20 protein-coding genes are annotated in these 19,468 nt (G+C 68.3%); 7 read left to right on the top strand and 13 right to left on the bottom strand.

Translation table 11 applies throughout. The annotated features are described in order from the left end of the window. The first annotated feature begins 9 nt into the window (after positions 1–9). Entirely contained in the window at positions 10–636 is a 627-nt protein-coding gene (locus C8E83_RS06325) for a biotin transporter BioY (protein WP_121368942.1), read from the top strand. 129 nt (positions 637–765) lie between these two features. Here C8E83_RS06325 and C8E83_RS06320 read toward each other — a convergent pair whose 3' ends face one another. Genes C8E83_RS06320 through sufB form a run of 5 tightly spaced genes read right to left on the bottom strand, consistent with a single transcriptional unit; the run spans position 766 to position 4,951 of the window. Then, positions 766–1,098, bottom strand: a complete 333-nt coding sequence (locus tag C8E83_RS06320) for a metal-sulfur cluster assembly factor (RefSeq protein ID WP_121368941.1) — start codon at positions 1,096–1,098, stop codon at positions 766–768. Positions 1,099–1,108: 10 nt separating this feature from the next. Next, complete coding sequence (gene sufC, locus C8E83_RS06315) at positions 1,109–1,918, bottom strand: Fe-S cluster assembly ATPase SufC (protein WP_121368940.1); 810 nt, start codon at positions 1,916–1,918, stop codon at positions 1,109–1,111. 28 nt (positions 1,919–1,946) lie between these two features. Then, a complete protein-coding gene (locus C8E83_RS06310; protein ID WP_121368939.1) occupies positions 1,947–2,276 on the bottom strand; it encodes a non-heme iron oxygenase ferredoxin subunit in 330 nt (109 codons plus the stop codon). After that, positions 2,273–3,532, bottom strand: coding sequence for a Fe-S cluster assembly protein SufD (gene sufD, locus C8E83_RS06305; RefSeq protein ID WP_121368938.1), 1,260 nt, complete (start codon positions 3,530–3,532; stop codon positions 2,273–2,275). The genes C8E83_RS06310 and sufD overlap by 4 nt, the downstream gene beginning before the upstream one ends. Next, a complete protein-coding gene (sufB, locus tag C8E83_RS06300; protein WP_121368937.1) occupies positions 3,533–4,951 on the bottom strand; it encodes a Fe-S cluster assembly protein SufB in 1,419 nt (472 codons plus the stop codon). 229 nt (positions 4,952–5,180) lie between these two features. Between sufB and C8E83_RS06295 the strand changes: the two genes are divergently transcribed. Then, positions 5,181–6,137 carry a COX15/CtaA family protein gene (locus C8E83_RS06295; RefSeq protein WP_121371770.1) on the top strand — a complete coding sequence of 319 codons (957 nt, stop codon included), beginning with the start codon at positions 5,181–5,183 and terminating at the stop codon, positions 6,135–6,137. Here C8E83_RS06295 and C8E83_RS06290 read toward each other — a convergent pair. Further along, complete coding sequence (locus C8E83_RS06290) at positions 6,134–6,652, bottom strand: P-loop nucleotide/nucleoside kinase family protein (RefSeq protein ID WP_121368936.1); 519 nt, start codon at positions 6,650–6,652, stop codon at positions 6,134–6,136. The two genes, C8E83_RS06295 and C8E83_RS06290, sit on opposite strands and share 4 nt — an antisense overlap. Continuing rightward, complete coding sequence (locus C8E83_RS06285; protein WP_121368935.1) at positions 6,653–7,600, bottom strand: heme o synthase; 948 nt, start codon at positions 7,598–7,600, stop codon at positions 6,653–6,655. 355 nt (positions 7,601–7,955) lie between these two features. Between C8E83_RS06285 and tkt the strand changes: the two genes are divergently transcribed. From tkt to pgl, 5 genes are all read left to right on the top strand, one after another. Then, positions 7,956–10,058, top strand: a complete 2,103-nt coding sequence (gene tkt / locus C8E83_RS06280) for a transketolase (protein WP_121368934.1) — start codon at positions 7,956–7,958, stop codon at positions 10,056–10,058. A 40-nt stretch (positions 10,059–10,098) separates the two neighbouring features. Continuing rightward, a complete protein-coding gene (gene tal, locus C8E83_RS06275; protein WP_121368933.1) occupies positions 10,099–11,226 on the top strand; it encodes a transaldolase in 1,128 nt (375 codons plus the stop codon). Between the two features lie 139 nt (positions 11,227–11,365). After that, entirely contained in the window at positions 11,366–12,922 is a 1,557-nt protein-coding gene (zwf, locus tag C8E83_RS06270) for a glucose-6-phosphate dehydrogenase (protein WP_121368932.1), read from the top strand. After that, on the top strand, positions 12,919–13,869 hold the full coding sequence (locus C8E83_RS06265) for a glucose-6-phosphate dehydrogenase assembly protein OpcA (RefSeq protein ID WP_121368931.1): 951 nt from the start codon (positions 12,919–12,921) through the stop codon (positions 13,867–13,869). Before zwf ends, C8E83_RS06265 begins: the two co-directional genes overlap by 4 nt. 59 nt (positions 13,870–13,928) lie before the next feature. Continuing rightward, a complete protein-coding gene (gene pgl / locus C8E83_RS06260) occupies positions 13,929–14,699 on the top strand; it encodes a 6-phosphogluconolactonase (RefSeq protein WP_121368930.1) in 771 nt (256 codons plus the stop codon). An 80-nt stretch (positions 14,700–14,779) separates the two neighbouring features. Here pgl and C8E83_RS06255 read toward each other — a convergent pair whose 3' ends face one another. From C8E83_RS06255 to C8E83_RS06230, 6 genes are all read right to left on the bottom strand, one after another. Then, positions 14,780–15,148, bottom strand: coding sequence for an RNA polymerase-binding protein RbpA (locus C8E83_RS06255; protein ID WP_121368929.1), 369 nt, complete (start codon positions 15,146–15,148; stop codon positions 14,780–14,782). After that, entirely contained in the window at positions 15,148–15,399 is a 252-nt protein-coding gene (gene secG / locus C8E83_RS06250) for a preprotein translocase subunit SecG (RefSeq protein ID WP_121368928.1), read from the bottom strand. The genes C8E83_RS06255 and secG overlap by 1 nt, the downstream gene beginning before the upstream one ends. Positions 15,400–15,482: 83 nt before the next feature. Beyond that, the gene (tpiA, locus tag C8E83_RS06245) at positions 15,483–16,271 is read right to left on the bottom strand and encodes a triose-phosphate isomerase (protein ID WP_121368927.1); all 789 of its coding nucleotides are present in this window, start codon (positions 16,269–16,271) and stop codon (positions 15,483–15,485) included. Next, a complete protein-coding gene (locus tag C8E83_RS06240; RefSeq protein WP_121368926.1) occupies positions 16,265–17,476 on the bottom strand; it encodes a phosphoglycerate kinase in 1,212 nt (403 codons plus the stop codon). Before C8E83_RS06240 ends, tpiA begins: the two co-directional genes overlap by 7 nt. 105 nt (positions 17,477–17,581) lie before the next feature. Then, complete coding sequence (gene gap / locus C8E83_RS06235; protein WP_121368925.1) at positions 17,582–18,586, bottom strand: type I glyceraldehyde-3-phosphate dehydrogenase; 1,005 nt, start codon at positions 18,584–18,586, stop codon at positions 17,582–17,584. A 135-nt stretch (positions 18,587–18,721) separates the two neighbouring features. After that, a complete protein-coding gene (locus tag C8E83_RS06230) occupies positions 18,722–19,345 on the bottom strand; it encodes a superoxide dismutase (protein WP_121368924.1) in 624 nt (207 codons plus the stop codon). Positions 19,346–19,468 lie beyond the last annotated feature (123 nt).

The raw sequence follows: 19,468 nt of genomic DNA, 5'->3' as shown, positions 1-19,468 counted from the left end.
GGAGACTCGATGACGAACACCGCCCGCGCGACTCTGCGACCCGTCCTGGCCGACCGTCTGGTGCCCGGAAGCACCTCGATTCCGAAGGTCGTCACCGACGCTGCCCTCGTTCTCGCGGGCGTCGCGTTCGTCGCTCTCCTCGCCCAGGTCGAGATCCCGCTGTGGCCGGTGCCGATCACCGGGCAGACCCTCGCGGTCATGCTCGTCGGCGCCACGCTCGGCGCCCGCCGCGGCGCGCTGTCGCTCACGGCGTACATGGTCATCGGCCTCCTAGGCGCCCCGATCTACGCCGGCCACTCGGTCGGCAGCCTCGCGATCCCCAGCTTCGGCTTCGTGATCGGGTTCATCCCGGCCGCGGCCCTCATCGGGTGGCTGTCCGAGCGATCCTGGGACCGCCACGTCGTGCTCTCGGCGCTCGGCTTCCTCGGCGCCTCGCTGATCCCGTTCGCTGTGGGCCTGCCCTACCTCGCGATGTCGCTGGCTCAGCTGCATCTCCCCCACACGTTCGCCGACGTCCTGGCCGCCGGCTTCACGCCGTTCATCGTCGGCGGCATCGTCAAGTGGGCCATCGCCGCGGGCGCTCTGCCGCTCGCGTGGCGGGCGTCGCGCGCGCTCGACTCGCGTCGCGGCCGCTAGTACCGGCGAAGCCCCGAGAGCCCCCGCTGCTCCTGCGCCCTGTAGGAGCACCGGGGGCTCTCTCGTGCGCGGACGACGACGCCCCCGCCGGCACGAGGCGGGCGGGGGCGCAGGAGCAGCGGAGACGACTCAGATCGAGAAGCCGATGGCGCGCATCATGTCGCGACCGTCGTCGGTGATCCGCTCGGGGCCCCACGGCGGCATCCACACCCAGTTGATGCGGAACGCGTCGACGATGCCGTCGAGCGCGTTGGCCGTCTCGGACTCGATGACGTCGGTCAGAGGGCAGCCGGCGCTCGTGAGCGTCATGCTGATGATGAGCGCGTCTTCGACCTCGTCGTCCATCGCGAGGTCGTAGATCAGCCCGAGGTCGACGACGTTGACGCCCAGCTCGGGGTCCATGACCTCTTTGAGCGCCTCTTCGACGGAGTCGAACTTCTCGGGTGCGAGTGCCTTCGGCATGATCGCGACCCTACGCCGAGACCGCGTCGGTCGGCGCGGTCGCCGAACCCTCACCTGCGGCGAGAGCGGCGGCCGTGACGTACTTGTCGTAGCCCTCCTCCTCCAGGCGGTCGGCGAGCTCGGGGCCGCCCTGCTCGGCGACGTGGCCGTCGACGAACACGTGCACGAAGTCGGGCTTGATGTAGCGGAGGATCCGCGTGTAGTGCGTGATCATCAGGATGCCGAGGCCGGTGGCCGCGTGGGCGCGGTTGACGCCCTCGGAGACGATCTTGAGCGCGTCGACGTCGAGGCCGGAGTCGGTCTCGTCGAGGATCGCGAACTTCGGCTTGAGCAGCTCGAGCTGCATGATCTCGTGGCGCTTCTTCTCGCCGCCCGAGAAGCCCTCGTTGACGTTGCGCTCGGCGAACGAGGCGTCCATCTTGAGGTCGGCCATGTGGGTGCGGAGGTCCTTGACCCAGGTGCGGAGAGCCGGAGCCTGGCCGTCGAGGGCGGTCTTCGCGGTGCGCAGGAAGTTCGCGACCGTCACGCCCGGGATCTCGACCGGGTACTGCATCGCGAGGAACAGGCCCGCCTTGGCGCGCTCGTCGACCGTCATGTCGAGCACCTCGGCGCCGTCGAGACGGATCGAGCCGCCGTCGACCTTGTAGCGCGGGTGCCCGGCGATCGTGTACGCGAGGGTCGACTTACCGGAGCCGTTGGGGCCCATGACGGCGTGGATCTCGCCCTGCTTGATGGTGAGGTCGACGCCCTTGAGGATCGGCTTCGAGCCCTGCTCGGTGTCGATCGAGACCTGCAGGTCGCGGATTTCGAGGGTAGACATTGATGTTCCTAACTGAAAAGAAGAAGACTCAGGATGCAGCGACTCGCGTCGCGGTGTCGACGTAGACGTCGCCGTCCTGGACGGTGACCTCGAAGACGGGGACCGGCTCGTACGCCGGCAGGGTGAGCGGCTTGCCGCTCGTGAGCTCGAACTTCGACCCGTGCGCCCAGCACTCGATCGTGTCGTCCTCGACGAAGCCCTCGGCCAGCGAGATGTCGCCGTGCGTGCAGGTGTCGCCCAGGGCGTGCAGGGTGCCGGCCGAGTCGCGGACGACCGCCACGGGGATGCCGTCGACGACCACGCGGAGCGCCTCCGAGACGCTCACGTCGGCGTCGGAGCAGACCTTCTGCGCGGTCATGCCGTCGTCGCCGCGTTCGCGTCGGCCTCGGCACGTGCGGCGGCGCCGCCCGCCAGCTCGGCTTCGAGGGCGGCGATCAGGCGATCCTGCAGCCCCTGCTCGCCGATGCGCTGGACGATCTCGGAGAGGAAGCCGAGCACCACGATGCGGCGGGCCTCGTCTTCGGGGATGCCGCGCGACTCGAGGTAGAACAGGTGCTCGTCGTCGAAGCGGCCCGTGGCGGACGCGTGGCCGGCGCCGAGGATGTCGCCGGTCTCGATCTCGAGGTTCGGGATCGAGTCGGCGCGGGTGCCCTCAGACAGCACGAGGTTGCGGTTCTGCTCGTAGCTGTCGGTGCCGGGGGCGGTGCGGCCGATGAGGACGTCGCCGATCCAGACCGTGCGCGCGCCCTCGCCCTGCAGCGCGCCCTTGTAGTTGACGCGGCTCTTGGTGTTGGGGGCGTCGTGGTTGACGTAGACCTGCTGCTCGAGGTGCTGACCGGCGTCGGCGAAGTACACGCCGTTCAGGTCGGCGTCGGCGCCCTGCTCGGCGAGGTGCGCCGACGGGTTGATCCGGACGACCTTGCCGCCGAGGCTGACGACGAAGTGCTTCAGCTGCGCGTCGCGGCCGACACGCGAGAAGTGGCTGCCGAGGTGGATCGCCTCGTCGTCCCACTCCTGCACGCTCACGATCGTGAGGTGCGCGCCCTCGTCGACCACGATCTCGACGTTCTCGACGAGGTTCGCGGCGCCCGAGTTCAGCAGGATCACGAGACCGGACGAGTTCGCCTCGGCGTGGATCACGGTGTGACCGGCGCGGGGCTGGTCGTCGAGTCCGGAGCGGCCCACGGTGATCGTGGTCGGCTCGTCGCCCTTCACGGTGATCAGCAGGACGTTCTCGACGCTCGACCAGGCGTTGGCGGACGCCTTGTCTTCGGGAGTGCCGGCGCGGCCGACCAGCTCGTGCGACGGCGACACCCAGTCGACGCTCGCGCCAGGCGTCTCGCGGGCGAGGTAGGCGTACGGGCTGCCGTCGAGCGGGCCGTCGATCAGGTGACGGAGGTTCGCGACCGGGCTGAGCTTCCAGTCGACCTCGCGGCCGGTGACGTCGGGGAAGGCGGCAGGATCGGTGGACGCGAACCTCTCGGAGCGCGTCTGCACCGGCACCTTGCGGTCGGAGGCGTCCCAGCCGCCGTCGCTGTGGGCCTTCGCCCCGTGCTGGACGAGATCGTCGCGGGAGTCCGTCGTGGCTGTGGTTGGTGCGGGAGTGGCGGACATCTAGCCGACGGATCCTTCCATGCTCATCTCGATGAGCTTGTTCAATTCAAGTGCGTACTCCATCGGGAGCTCGCGGGCGATCGGCTCGATGAAGCCGCGGACGATCATCGCCATCGCCTCGTCCTCCGCCATGCCGCGCGACATGAGGTAGAAGAGCTGCTCTTCCGAGACGCGCGAGACCGTGGCCTCGTGGCCGAGCTGGACGTCGTCGACGCGGATGTCGATGGCCGGGTACGTGTCGGAGCGCGAGACGGTGTCGACCAGGAGCGCGTCGCAGCGCACCGTGTTGGCGGCGTGGTGAGCGCCCTCGTCGACGCGGACCTCGCCGCGGTAGCCGGCGCGGCCGCCGCCGCGCGCGATCGACTTCGAGACGATCGACGACGTCGTGTACGGCGCCATGTGGATCATCTTCGCGCCGGCGTCCTGGTGCTGGCCCGGGCCCGCGAACGCGACGGAGAGCGTCTCGCCCTTGGCGTGCTCGCCGACGAGGTAGATGGACGGGTACTTCATCGTCACCTTGGAGCCGATGTTGCCGTCGATCCACTCCATGGTGGCGCCCTCGTGCGCGATGGCGCGCTTCGTGACGAGGTTGTAGACGTTGTTCGACCAGTTCTGGATCGTCGTGTAGCGCACGCGGGCGTTCTTCTTCACGATGATCTCGACGACGGCCGAGTGCAGCGAGTCGGACTTGTAGATCGGGGCCGTGCAGCCCTCGATGTAGTGCACGTAGCTGTCTTCGTCGGCGATGATCAGCGTGCGCTCGAACTGGCCCATGTTCTCGGTGTTGATGCGGAAGTAGGCCTGGAGCGGGATCTCGACGTGGACGCCCTTCGGCACGTACACGAACGAGCCGCCCGACCACACCGCCGTGTTCAGCGCCGCGAACTTGTTGTCGCCGGCCGGGATGACCGTGCCGAAGTACTCCTCGAAGAACTCGGGGTGCTCGCGGAGCGCGGTGTCGGTGTCCATGAAGATCACGCCCTGGGCCTCGAGGTCTTCGCGGATCTGGTGGTAGACCACCTCGGACTCGTACTGGGCGGCGACGCCGGCGACGAGACGGTTGCGCTCGGCCTCCGGGATGCCGAGCTTCTCGTAGGTCGCCTTGATGTCGTCGGGGAGCTCCTCCCACGACGCGGCCTGCTTCTCGGTCGAGCGGACGAAGTACTTGATGTTGTCGAAGTCGATGCCCGAGAGGTCGGCGCCCCACGTCGGCATGGGCTTCTTCTCGAAGAGCCGGAGGCCCTTGATGCGGTTCTTGAGCATCCACTCGGGCTCGCTCTTGAGGTTCGAGATGTCGGTGACGACCTCGTCGTTGATGCCGCGACGGGCGGAGGCGCCCGCCTCGTCGGAGTCGGCCCAGCCGAACTCGTATTGGCCGAGCCCTTCGAGCTCGGGGCGGTCGATCAGCACGTCGGACATAGCTACCTCTTTCTCTGCCGGCTCGAACCTTCACGCTCGTTGCGGCATTCCCTCATGCGGGGCGACACCCTCGCCGTCGGCGGCGGGGCGGACTCAGGCGGTCGCTCAGACCGGCGTCCGTAGACTTGAGACAACGGGTCTGTCGTTTCCTGAACCAGTCGATTCTACAGGTCCGCACAGCAAAGGGAACGAAGGGCACCACCAGGTGAGCAATGCACAGGCAACGTCGATGAAACCCCTCGGCCGGCTCTGGTCGACCGTGTGGTCGTGGTTGCCGTCGGGCGTCGACCGCCGCGTGGTCGTCGTGGCCTGGGCGTCCCTCGTCTGCCAGATCGTCCTCGTGGGCACGGGGGGTCTCGTTCGCCTCACAGGGTCGGGTCTCGGCTGCCCGACGTGGCCGCAGTGCGGTGACGGCTCCTTCGTGACCACGCCCGCGATGGGGTATCACGGGGTCATCGAGTTCGGCAACAGGATGCTCACGTTCGTCCTGGTGATCGTCGTGATCGCGGCGTTCCTCAGCATCCTGCGATTCCGGAAGGTCCGCCGCGACCTCTTCTGGCTCACCTTCATCCAGGGCATGTCGATCCCGTTCCAGGCCGTGCTCGGCGGCATCAGCGTCCTGGCCAAGCTCAACCCCTACGTCGTCGGGTCGCACTTCATCGTGTCGATGATTCTGGTCCGTATCGCGACCACGCTCGTCTACCGCGTCACGCACGGGCCGCGCGGCACGTCCGCCGCCACGCCGGCGTGGTTCGCGAACGTCGCGCGGGTCACGGCCGTCTTCGTCGCGATCACGGTGGTGCTGGGCATCCTGACCACAGGAGCCGGCCCACACGCCGGCGACGCGCACACCCACCGCAACGGGCTCGACCCCCGGGTGATCGAGGTGGTCCACGCCGTGCCGGCGTTCGCCGTGTTCGGTCTCACGATCCTGCTGGTGATCGCCACCTATCGGCTGGGGCTCCCCCGGCGCCTCGTCACGATGCTGCTCGCCGTCGAGGTCGCGCAGATCGCCGTGGGCCTGATCCAGGCCAACACGGGGCTTCCGTCGCTGCTCGTCGGCGCGCACCTGGTGCTCGCGGCGCTGCTCGTGTCGGCGATGACGGCCGTGGGGCACACGCTGCAGTCCGACGTCGACCTCACCGCGGCGCCTGCTGACGCCGCTGCCGCTGCCGCCGTCCGCTAGCCGAGGGTCTCGCGGACGGCGACGGCGACGGCCGCCACGTCGACGGGCGCGGATGTGTCGACGCGCAGCACGGGGAAGCCCGACAGCGGCCTGGCCACGGCGGCGAGGTGCTCCCACTCGTCCAGGCGCAGGGCGTCGTCATGAGCGGCGTGCCGCTCACGGTCGACGAACCGCGCGCGCATCATGGGCAGGGGCGCCTCGCAGTAGACCTCGACACCGGACGTGATTCCGGCGATCCGGAGCCCCTCGGCCAGGAATGCCTCGTCGCGATCGGCCGCCCAGAACGATTCGACGACGACGGGGCCGTCGACGAGGGCCGCGAGACGCCACATCGCGTCGGATGCCAGCGCGCCCAACTCTCGCGTCGGCAGCCGCGCAGCGACGGCATCGGCGAGGGCTTCTTTGACCGCGTCTTTCGACAGCACGGTCCGGCCCAGCTCAGGGCCCAGGAGCCGGGCGAGGGTCGTCTTTCCAGAACCCGGTGCCCCGTTGATGAGCACCGCCGACTGAGACAACTACAAAAGGTGCGGCAGCAGCGGATCGATGCCGACCGCCAGGAAGATCAGCGTGAGGTAGGTGATGGAGGCGAAGAAGACCTTCATCGGCTTGACCTCGGCCACCGGCTGAATGGCGCGGCCGTAGAGGCGGTGCGACTCGACGATGAACCAGGCGCCCGCCGCCAGCGCGACGACCGTGTAGAACACGCCCATGTGGGCCACCGGCACGAGCAGCAGCGAGCATGCCACGGTCGCCCAGGCATACAGGATCACCTGCAGGCCGACGTGCGCGCGGCCGCGGACGACCGCGAGCATGGGCACCTTCACCGACGCGTAGTCGTCGCGGTAGCGCATCGACAGCGGCCAGTAGTGCGGCGGGGTCCAGAGGAAGATGATGCCGAACAGGATCAGCGGAGCCCAGCCCAGCGTGCCCGTCACGGCCGCCCACCCGATCAGCACGGGCATGCAGCCCGCGATCCCGCCCCAGACGATGTTCTGGGGCGTGCGGCGCTTGAGCCACAGCGTGTAGACGACGACGTAGAAGAGGATCGCGAACAGCGACAGTGCGGCCGCGAGCAGGTTGACCGTCAGCGCCAGCCAGATCGTCGAGGCCACGCCCATGACGTACGAAAAGACGAGGGCCTCGCGGTCGGTGACGTCGCCGGTGACGAGCGCGCGATCGGCGGTGCGCTTCATCTGGCGGTCGATGTCGCGGTCGATGTAGCAGTTGAACGAGGAGGCGCTGCCGGCGCTCAGGGCGCCGCCGATGAGGGTGGCGGCGACGAGCCAGAGGTTCGGGATGCCGCCCTGCGCGAGGAACATGGTCGGCGCGGTGGTGACGAGCAGGAGCTCCATGACGCGCGGCTTGGTCAGCGAGACGTAGGCCCGGACCTTGCGCTTGACGCCTATCCGCCGCCACGTGGGGCGCTCCCCTGCGGGTGTGGAGCGGGTGTCGATAGCTGTCATGCGTCCTCAAAACCGGCGATGCTGTGTCGCGAGCAAGTCTAAGTGATGAATGTCTACGCTGACGGCGATACGGGGGACGTCACGGAGGGCGGTCGCACCCCGGACGTCCCTATACTGGCAGGTGCTTGCCAGTTGCAGGGCACAGGCGCCGATCACTGACCGTGTCGATGTCGTTCACGACGTCGACGCTTCAGTGCGAGTCAGAATCGGGCGACATCCGATTCCGGCGATGTCAGATCGAGACCGCACCCTCCAGCCGGGCCGATAACAAGGTCGAGCCGACGATGTCTCGGCAGGCGCTGTCCGCGCGGGAGCAAGACCCGCGCAATCTCGCATCTAGAAGGGTCATCTTCACGTGGCAGATCTGCAATGGGATTCCATTGACGAAAAGGCAGTCAACACGGTCCGCGTCCTCGCGGCCGACGCGGTCCAGAAGGTCGGCAACGGCCACCCCGGAACCGCGATGAGCCTGGCCCCCGCGGCCTACCTCCTGTTCCAGAAGGTGATGCACCGCGACCCGAGCGACAGCACCTGGATCGGTCGCGACCGCTTCATCCTCTCGGTCGGGCACTCCTCCCTCACCCAGTACATCCAGTTCTACCTCGGCGGCTACGGCCTCGAGCTCGAGGACCTCGAGGCGCTCCGCACCTGGGGCTCCAAGACCCCGGGCCACCCCGAGTACGGCCACACCGACGGCATCGAGATCACCACCGGCCCCCTGGGCCAGGGACTGGCCTCGTCCGTCGGTTTCGCATATGCGGCCCGTTTCGAGCGCGGTCTCTTCGACCCCGAGGCCGCAGCGGGCACCAGCCCCTTCGACCACTTCGTCTACGTCATCGCCGGTGACGGCGACATGCAGGAGGGCGTCACCAGCGAGGCCGCCTCGCTCGCCGGCCACCAGCAGCTCGGCAACCTCATCGCGATCTACGACTCGAACCAGATCTCGATCGAGGACGACACCAACATCGCCTTCACCGAGGACGTCCACAAGCGCTACGAGGCCTACGGCTGGGACGTCCAGGTCGTCGACTGGAAGAAGACCGGCGAGTACGTCGAAGACGTGCAGGAGCTGTTCGACGCCATCGAGCGCGCGAAGGGCATCACCGACAAGCCGTCGCTCATCATCCTGAAGACCATCATCGCGTGGCCGTCGCCCACCAAGCAGGGCTCCGGCAAGTCGCACGGTTCCGCTCTCGGCGCCGACGAGATCGCGGCCCTCAAGAAGGTCCTGGACTTCGACCCCGAGAAGTCGTTCGATGTCGACCCGGCCGTGCTCGAGCACACCCGCCAGGCCGTCGAGCGCGGCCAGGCGCAGCACGCCGAGTGGAACGAGAAGCTCGAGGCGTGGGCTGCGGCCAACCCCGAGAAGAACGCCCTGCTCAACCGCATGCTCGCCGGCGACCTGCCCGAGGGCCTCGAGGCGGCGCTGCCCGTCTTCGAGCCCGGCAAGGAGGTCTCGACCCGTGCCGCCTCCGGCAAGGTCATCAACGCGATCGCCCCGCTGCTCCCCGAGTTCTGGGGCGGCTCGGCCGACCTCGCCGAGTCGAACCTCACCACCATCGAGGGTGCCCGCTCGTTCGTCCCGACCGAGTGGTCGACCCACGAGTGGACGGGCAACGAGTACGGCCGCGTGCTGCACTTCGGCATCCGCGAGCACGCCATGGGCGCGATCCTCAACGGCATCGTCCTCCACGGCAACACCCGGCCCTTCGGCGGCACCTTCCTCATCTTCTCCGACTACATGCGCCCGGCCGTGCGTCTCGCCGCGCTCATGAAGGCGCCGGCCACCTACGTGTGGACGCACGACTCGGTCGCGCTCGGCGAGGACGGCCCGACGCACCAGCCGATCGAGCAGCTCTGGGCGCTCCGTGCGATCCCCGGCATGTCCGTGGTCCGCCCGGCCGACGCCAACGAGACCTCGTACGCCTGGCTCACCGTGCTCCAGCGCTTCTCGGGCCCGGAGGGCCTGGCGCTCAGCCGCCAGAACCTCCCCGTGTTCGAGCGCGGCGAGGGCGAGGCCACCGGCGACACGCTCGCCTCGGCCAAGTACGCCTCGAAGGGCGCCTACGTGCTCGCCGAGGCGCCGAACGGCTCGGCCGACGTCATCTTCATCGCCACCGGCTCCGAGGTGCAGATCGCTCTCGAGGCCCGCGAGGTGCTGCGCGGCGAGGGCATCAACGCCCGCGTCGTCTCGGCCCCGAGCCTCGACTGGTTCGAGGAGCAGAGCGACGAGTACAAGGAGTCGGTGCTCCCGTCGTCCGTCAAGGCTCGCGTCTCGATCGAGGCCGGCATCGCGCTCGGCTGGAAGAACTACGTCGGCGACGCCGGTCGCTCCGTGTCGATCGAGCACTTCGGTGCCTCGGCCGACTACAAGACCCTGTTCAAGGAGTTCGGCATGACCACCGAGCACGCCGTCGCGGCTGCCAAGGACTCGCTCAACTCGCTGGCCGCTCTCTGAGCCGGCCGACGACAGAGAACACGTCGAAAGAAGAGAAGAAATGACTGACACCCAGACCACCGCTACCACGCCCACCGCGGCCCTCTCGGCCGCGGGCGTGAGCATCTGGCTCGACGACCTGTCGCGCGAGCGCATCGAGTCGCAGGGCCTGCAGAAGCTCATCGCCGACCGCAACGTCGTCGGCGTCACCACCAACCCGACGATCTTCGCCGGCGCCCTCGCCAAGGGCGAGGCGTACGACGCCCAGGTCGCCGAGCTGGCCAAGGCCGGCACCGGCGTCACCGATGCCGTCTTCGAGATCACGACCGACGACGTCGCCAACGCGTGCGACATCTTCAAGCCGATCTACGACTCGACCAAGGGCTTCGACGGCCGCGTCTCGATCGAGGTCGAGCCGGGCCTCGCGCACGACGCCCAGGGCACGATCGAGCAGGCCAAGGCGCTGTTCACCAAGGTCGACCGCGAGAACGTCCTCATCAAGATCCCCGCCACCGTCGAGGGCCTCGAGGCCATCACCGCCACGATCGCCGAGGGCATCAGCGTCAACGTGACCCTGATCTTCTCGCTCGAGCGCTACCGCGCGGTCATCAACGCCTACCTCACCGGCCTCGAGCAGGCCAAGGCAGCGGGCAAAGACCTGTCGAAGATCCACTCGGTCGCCTCGTTCTTCGTGTCGCGCGTCGACACCGAGATCGACAAGCGCCTCGAGGCGGTCGGCACCGACGAGGCCAAGGCCCTCAAGTCGAAGGCCGGCGTCGCCAACGCCCAGCTCGCCTACGAGGTGTACGAGCAGGCGTTCGCCACCGAGCGCGCCACCGGCCTCCTGGCCGCGGGTGCGAACAAGCAGCGTCCGCTCTGGGCGTCGACCGGCGTCAAGGACCCGTCCGTGCCCGACACGACCTACGTGGTCGAGCTCGTCGCGGCCGACGTCGTCAACACGATGCCCGAGAAGACGCTCGAGGCGACGTTCGACCACGGCGTCATCACCGGCGACACCATCACCGGCTCCTACGCCGCGGCGAACGAAGTCATGAACGCCATCGCGGCCGTCGGCGTCGACTACGACGACGTCGTGGGCGTGCTCGAGTCCGAGGGCGTCGACAAGTTCATCGTCTCGTGGAACGAGCTGCTCGACACGGTCACGGCCGCTCTGGACGCAGCCAAGTAATCGACCTCCCACGTGAGACCAGCGCTCACCGGCACGGGGGCGACTGCACGCGCAGTCGCCCCCGTTGTTCGGTGTGCCGTTCGGCGCTCGCGCGATCACGATCTGCACCGACCGACGCATCAAGGACTTGGATAGACACATGGCACCGGTGGACATCACGCCGGAGTTCAACCCGCTGAGGTTGCCCTCCGATCGCCGCCTCAATCGCATCGCTGGGCCGAGCGCGCTCATCATCTTCGGCGTCACCGGAGACCTGTCGCGCAAGAAGCTCATGCCCGCGGTCTACGACCTCGCCAACCGCGGACTCCTGCCGCCCGGCTTCGCCCTCGTGGGCTTCGCCCGGCGCGAGTGGGAGGACCAGGACTTCGAGCAGGTCGTCTACGAGGCCGTCAAGCAGCACGCCCGCACCCCCTTCGACGAAGACGTGTGGCGTCAGCTGAAGGAGGGCATCCGCTTCGTCCAGGGCGACTTCGACGACCCCGAGGCCTTCGCCCAGCTCAAGCTCACCATCGACGAGCTCGACGCGCAACGCGGGACGAAGGGCAATCACGCGTTCTACCTCTCGATTCCACCCCGGTTCTTCCCGCTGGTGACCGAACAGCTGCGCAACTCGGGCCTCGCCGACGACACCGTCGACGAGCACGGCGAGAAGCCGTGGCGCCGCGTCGTCATCGAGAAGCCGTTCGGCTCCGATCTCGAGACCGCCCGCGAGCTCAACGCCGTCGTCGAGACCGTGTTCGAGCCCGACTCGGTGTTCCGCATCGACCACTACCTCGGCAAGGAGACCGTCCAGAACCTCCTGACGCTGCGCTTCGCCAACCAGATGTACGAGCCCCTGTGGAACTCGAACTACGTCGACCACGTGCAGATCACGATGGCGGAGGACATCGGCGTCGCAGGCCGCGCCGGCTACTACGACGGCATCGGGGCAGCCAGGGACGTCATCCAGAACCACCTCCTGCAGCTCCTGGCGCTCACCGCCATGGAGGAGCCCGTGAGCTTCAAGGCCCGCGATCTGCGCGCCGAGAAAGAGAAGGTGCTGTCGGCGGTGACGATCCCCGCCGACCTGGCCGAGGGCACCGCCCGCGGGCAGTACTCCGGCGGCTGGCAGGGCGGCGAGAAGGTGCTCGGCTTCCTCGAAGAGGGCGGCATGAACCCCGAGTCGGTCACCGAGACGTACGCGGCCATCAAACTCGAGATCGCCACGCGCCGCTGGTCGGGCGTGCCCTTCTACCTCCGCGCCGGCAAGCGACTCGGCCGCCGCGTCACTGAGATCGCGGTCGTGTTCAAGCGCGTCCCCGAGAACGTCTTCGGCCTCGGCGACGGCATCGAGCTCGGCGAGAACGCCCTGGTGATCCGCGTGCAGCCCGACGAGGGTGTGACTCTGCGCTTCGGCTCGAAGGTCCCCGGCATCGGCACGCAGGTGCGCGACGTCACGATGGACTTCGGCTACGGCCACGCCTTCACCGAGGCGAGCCCCGAGGCGTACGAGCGACTGATCCTCGACGTCCTGCTGGGCGACCCGCCCCTCTTCCCCCGTCATGAGGAGGTCGAGCTCTCGTGGAAGATCCTCGACCCCATCGAGCGGTTCTGGGCCACCCAGGGCCAGCCCGAGCAGTACCGTCCCGGCACGTGGGGTCCCCACAGCGCCGATGAGCTCATGGCCCGCGACGGCCGTACCTGGAGGCGTCCGTGATCGTCGATCTGCCCGACAGCACCATCAGCCGAGTCTCGAAGGCCCTGGTCAAGATCCGCGAGGAGGGCGGTGTCGTCGCCCTCGGCCGCGTGCTGACCCTGGTGATCGCCACGACCCTCGGCCACGAGGAGGAGGCGATCGAGGCCGCCAACGAGGCCTCGCGCGAGCACCCGATGCGGGTCATCGTCATCTCCACCGACGACGAGATCTCCCCCGACGACGACCCCCGCCTCGACGCGCAGATTCGCGTCGGCGGCGACGCCGGCGCGAGCGAGGTCATCCTCCTCCGGGCGTACGGAGACGTGGCGCGCGACGAGGAGGGGCTGGTGACCGGCCTGCTCCTGCCCGACGCCCCTGTCGTGGCGTGGTGGCCCGGCAAGGCGCCCGCGGTGGTCTCCGAGTCGCCTCTCGGCCGGATCGCGCAGCGCCGGATCACCGACGCCGCCGCCCAGAGCAACCCGCGCCAGTCGATCATCGACCTGGCCTCGACGTACGAGCCCGGCGACACCGACTTCGCCTGGACCCGTCTCACGCTCTGGCGCACGCAGCTGGCCGCGGCGCTCGACCAGCCCCCGTACGAGCCCGTGACGGCGGTCGAGGTCTCAGGAGCAGCCGACTCCCCCTCGACCCTCCTCCTGGCGGCCTGGCTCCGCCTGCAGCTCCAGGTGCCCGTGAATCACGAGCTGACCAGTCGCGCCACCGGCTCGAGCGGCATCCACGGCGTGAAGCTCGTGCGGGCGTCCGGGCCCATCGAGCTCGAGCGCTCGCTGGTCAACGTCGCGACCCTGTCGCAGCCCGGCCAGCCGACGCACGACCTCTCGCTGCCACGCCGCAGCCTGCGTGACTGCCTGGCCGAAGAACTCCGTAGACTCGACCCAGACGCGCTCTTCGGCAATGTGGTCAGGAGCGGAGTCGCGCTGCTCCGGTCCGACCCGAGCAACGACTGATTTGACGGTTCACGACCCGCACCCAACGGGTCTCGACAGTGATAGAGGCTGACTCAGACGTGACGAATGAACGCCGGGTGCTCGTACACCCCGACAAGCAGAACCTCGGGGCCTCCGTCGCCGCCCGCTTCATCACGAAGATCATCGACGTCATCGAAGAGCAGGACTACGCCAGCGTCGTCCTCTCGGGTGGCTCGGTCTCGACCCTGGTCCTCGCCGCGATCAACCGCTCCGAGGCCCGCGACAGCGTCGACTGGTCGAAGGTGTCGTTCTGGTGGGCCGACGAGCGCTTCGTGGCCGACGGCGACGACGAGCGAAACGACAAGCAGAACGGCATCGACCTGCTCGACCACATCGGGGTCCTGCCCGAGAACGTCCACCGCATGGCGAACACGTCGCAGGCGGCGTCGCTCGCCGAGGCTGCGACGCAGTACCAGGCCGAGCTGAAGGCGCACGCGCAGGGCGACGACGAATCGCCGCGCTTCGACATCACGCTCCTCGGCGTCGGCCCCGACGGCCACGTCGCGTCGCTCTTCCCCGACAAGCCTCAGGTGCTCCAGACCTCGCCGACGGTCCTCACCATCGACGACTCCCCCAAGCCTCCGCCGGAGCGCCTGACCCTCAGCCTGCCGGCGATCAACAACTCGCAGCGCGTGTGGCTGATCCTGGCCGGCGCCGAGAAGGCCGCCTCGCTCGGCCTCGCTCTCGCGGGTGCCGGCGAAGACCAGGTGCCGGTGGCGGGCGTCAAGGGCCGCAAGCGCACCGTGTTCTTCGTCGACAAGGACGCCGCCGCCGAGGTCCCCGAGCAGCTGATCGCCTCGACCTACTGAGTCGATCAGGGCGCAGGAGCCCACGAACGCCGAAGGGCCCGACACCAGCTGGTGTCGGGCCCTTTCGCGTGGAACGCGGACTACTTCTTCGCGGGAACCTTGCCCCGGCGCTCGCGCAGCTGCTGCAGGGCCTCGTCGAGGAGCTGAGCCGCCTCCTCTTCGGTGCGGCGCTCCTTCACGTACGCGAGGTGCGTCTTGTACGGCTCGAGCTTGGCGACGACCGGCGGGTTGTCCTTGTCGCGACCGGCGGGCAGACCCGTCGACGGCGAGTCGACGGTCTCGGGGATCTCTTCTTCCGGCACATTCGCCGCGAAGTGGCGCACGACCTCGTTGCCCAGGGCGTCCCAGTACGAGACGGTGATTCGCTCGGCATGGAATCCGCGATCCTGCTCGCCCATGGGGCCCGCGCCGACGCGAGACCCTCGAATTGCACTGCCGCCTGATGCCATTACGAACCTGCCGTGAACTTGGTGATGAGCCCGAGGACCACGATGCACGCGATCCAGACGAGCCCGAGGATGACTGTGATGCGGTTGAGGTTGCGCTCGGCGACCCCGGAGGCACCGAGGTTGGAGGTGACGCCGCCGCCGAACATGTCGGACAGACCGCCACCGCGACCGCGGTGCAGAAGAATGAGCAGGGTCAGCAGCAGGCTTGTGATGCCGAGCACCACCTGCAGGACGACCTGGAGAATTTGCACGGAGAACCTTTCGAGCGGGCGGGCCGCTAAGAAGTATAACCGGAGGGCGGGCGAAACCCGCCCTCCGGTCGCGGGGAATGCGGTTACACGCCCACGTGGTTCTGATAGCGCACGATGCTCGCGAACTCGTTCGTGTCGAGGCTCGCGCCGCCGACGAGGGCGCCGTCGACGTTGGGCTCGCGCATGAACGTCGCGATGTTGGCGGCCTTGACGGAGCCGCCGTAGAGCACGCGCGTGGCGCTCGCCTGGTCGGCACCGAGCTTCTCGGCGAGGGTCTCGCGGAGCGCCGCGCAGACCTGCTCGGCCTGCTCGGGCGTCGCGGCCTGGCCGGAGCCGATGGCCCACACGGGCTCGTACGCGACGACGATCTCGGCGTCGGCCGGGACGGTCTCGAGAGCCGCCTTGAGCTGCGCGACGGGCACGGCGCTGGGGCCGTGCTTCTCGAGGTCGTCGGCCGTCTCGCCCACGCAGATGACGGGCACGAGGCCGTTGCGGTGAGCCGCCGCGACCTTCGACGCCACGATCTCGTCGCTCTCGTGGTGGATCGTGCGGCGCTCGGAGTGACCGACGATCACGTACTTCACGTCGAGCTTGGCCAGGAACGCGCCCGAGATGTCGCCGGTGAAGGCGCCCGAGTCGTTGTCGGACAGGTCTTGCGCACCCAGTTCGAGCTCGAGCTTGTCGGCGTCGAGCAGGGTCTGCACGCTGCGCAGATCGGTGAAGGGCGGGAAGATCGCCGCCTCGACGGTCTGGTAGTCGTGCTTCGCGTCTTTCAGGCTCCAGGCGAGCTTCTGCACGAACGCGATCGACTGCAGGTGGTCGAGGTTCATCTTCCAGTTGCCCGCGATGAGCGGGCGGCGGGTGGTTACCATCCGAGGACCTCCAGTCCGGGAAGCTTCTTGCCCTCGAGGAATTCGAGGCTGGCGCCGCCGCCGGTCGAGATGTGACCGAACTGGTCGTCGGCGAATCCGAGCGCGCGCACGGCGGAGGCGGAGTCGCCGCCGCCGACGACACCGAGGCCGTCGACCTTCGTGAGCGCCTCGGCGACCGTCTTCGTGCCCGCGGCGAAGGCCGGGAACTCGAACACGCCCATCGGGCCGTTCCAGAACACGGTCTTCGATGCGGTGACGATCTCGGCGAAGGCCTGCGCGGTGGCGGGGCCGATGTCGAGGCCGATGCCGTTCGCGCCGAAGGACGTGGACTCGATCGCGTCGGCCGCGACCGTCTCGTGGTCGGCGTCTGCCGAGAATCCCGAGGCCACGACGACGTCGGTCGGCAGGACGAGGCGGATGCCCTTCGACTCGGCCTCGGCGATGTAGCCGCGGACCCGGTCGAGCTGGTCCTCTTCGAGCAGGCTCTTGCCGACCGCGTGGCCCTGGGCCGCGAGGAACGTGAAGAGCATTCCGCCGCCGATGAGCAGGTTGTCGACGCGCGGCAACAGGTGCTCGATCACGCCGAGCTTGTCGGAGACCTTCGAGCCGCCGAGCACGACCGTGTAGGGGCGCTCGGGGTTCTCGGTGAGGCGGTCGAGCACACCGAGCTCGGTCTCGATGAGCGAGCCGGCGGCGCTGGGCAGGAGCTGAGGCAGGTCGTAGACGCTCGCCTGCTTGCGGTGCACCACACCGAAGCCGTCGGAGACGAATGCCTCCCCCAGCTTCGCCAGCTCTTCGGCGAATCCGCGGCGCTCGTCGTCGGACTTCGACGTCTCGGCGGCCTGGAAGCGGAGGTTCTCGAGGACGGTGATCTGGCCGTCGGTCATCGCGAGGACGGCCTCGGTGGTGGCCTCGCCGGTGGTCTCGGTCGCGAAGCCGACGGACTTGCCGAGCAGCTCGCTGAGACGCTGGGCGACCGGCGCGAGGCTGTACTCGGGCTTCACCTCGCCATCGGGGCGGCCGAGGTGCGAGATGACGACGACTCGTGCGCCCTGGTTGATCAGGGTGTTGAGCGTGCCGAGCGAGGCGCGGACGCGGCCGTCGTCGGTGATCACGCCGTCTTTCAGGGGGACGTTGAGGTCGCAGCGGACGATGACTCGCTTGCCGGCGAGATCGCCGAGGGAGTCGAGGGTGCGAAGTGCCATGGGATCGATTCGTTGGTGGCGGGAGGTGGTCACCGGTCGCGCAGGTCGGCCTGCCAACCGAGAGGCGGCGGGCACTCGAGGAGAGTGCCCGCCGCCGGGTGGTGCTTAGAGCCGCGCCGCGACGTACTCGGCGAGGTCGACGAGACGGTTCGAGTAGCCCCACTCGTTGTCGTACCACGACGTGATCTTGACGAGGTTGCCGATCACCTTCGTGAGGCCGGAGTCGTAGATCGACGAGTGCGGGTCGGTGCGGATGTCGCTCGAGACCAGCGGGTCTTCCGAGTAGAGCAGGATGCCCTTCAGCTCGCCCTCGGCGGCCTTCTTGTAGGCCGCGTTGATCTCCTCGATCGTGACGGTGCTCGTGGTGGTGAGCGTGACGTCGGTGATCGAGCCGGTCGGCACCGGCACCCGGAGAGCGTAGCCGTCGAGCTTGCCGGACAGCTCGGGGATGACGAGGCCGATGGCCTTCGCCGCACCGGTCGAGGTCGGCACGATGTTGAGGGCCGCGGCGCGGGCGCGACGCGGGTCTTTGTGCGGGCCGTCCTGGAGGTTCTGGTCGGCCGTGTAGGCGTGAACCGTCGTCATGAGGCCGCGCTCGACGCCGAAGTTGTCGAGGAACACCTTCATCAGGGGCGCGAGGCTGTTCGTCGTGCACGACGCGTTCGAGATGATGTGGTGGTTGGCCGGGTCGTAGGTGCCCTCGTTGACGCCGAGGACGATCGTGGCGTCGTCTCCGGTCGCAGGAGCCGAGATGATGACCTTCTTGGCACCCGCGTCGATGTGCTTCTGGGCGTCGGACGCCTTGGTGAAGAAGCCGGTCGACTCGATGACGATCTCGACGCCCAGCTCGCCCCAGGGGAGGTTAGCGGGGTCGCGCTCTTCGAAGACCTTGATCGGCTTGCCGTTGACGACGATGGTGTCGCCGTCGAGCTCGACGGTCGCGTCGAGGCGGCCGGTGATCGAGTCGAACTTCAGCAGATTGGCGAGGGCGGCGTTGTCAGTCAGATCGTTGACCGCGACGATCTCGAGGTCGCTGCCCTTGGCGAGGGCGGCGCGGAAGTAGTTGCGGCCGATCCGGCCGAAGCCGTTGATTCCGATCTTGACGCTCAATGGTTCTCCAGATTATCCGGCGCCTTGCGGCGCACTTTGTTGTGTCGGCGTGACATGGGTGTCACGCCGGGGCGATGCGAGCTTGTGGCCACTTCGACAGTAGCGCAGGTGCGCGACGGTGCGGGGCCGCACGGCTTACAGGGTGATGAGGCCCTGGGTCTTCGTGGTGGCTGCCGTGTAACGAGCCTGGACGTTGTTCCAGGAGACGATGTTCCAGAACGCTTTGACGTAGTCGGCGCGGACGTTCTTGTAGTCGAGGTAGTAGGCGTGCTCCCAGACGTCGAGCATGAGCAGCGGGACGAGGCCGAAGGGGACGTTGCCCTGCTGGTCGAACAGCTGGAAGATCGACAGCTTCTCGCCGAGGATGTCGTAGGCGAGGACGGACCAGCCGGAGCCCTGGACGCCGAGGGCGACGGCGGTGAACTGGGCGGTGAACTTGTCGAACGAGCCGAACTGGTCGTCGATCGCGCTCGCGAGGTCGCCGGTGGGCTTGTCGCCGCCGTCGGGCGACATGTTGGTCCAGAAGATCGAGTGGTTCACGTGTCCGCCGAGGTTGAACGCGAGGTCCTTCTCGAGCTTGTTGATGGTGGCCAGGTTGCCGGACTCGCGGGCCTCGGCGATCTGGGCGACGGCGGTGTTCGCGCCGGTGACGTAGGTCTGGTGGTGCTTGGAGTGGTGCAGCTCCATGATCGTGCCCGAGATGCTCGGCGCGAGAGCCGAGTAGTCGTACGCAAGGTCAGGAAGGGTGTATTCAGCCATGGTCTGTACTCCTCACTAGCGGGTCCGAAGCCGCACGAGGGCACCACTTCGGGGGTCCCGGCCAGTGTATCGACGCCCAGCGAACGGGGATCGGCCGGTGACGGAACCCTCAGGAAACCCGTT

This window comes from Frondihabitans australicus, from assembly GCF_003634555.1.
GTDB classification, from domain to species: Bacteria; Actinomycetota; Actinomycetes; order Actinomycetales; family Microbacteriaceae; genus Frondihabitans; species Frondihabitans australicus.
This window is presented reverse-complemented; position numbering and strand designations above follow the sequence as displayed.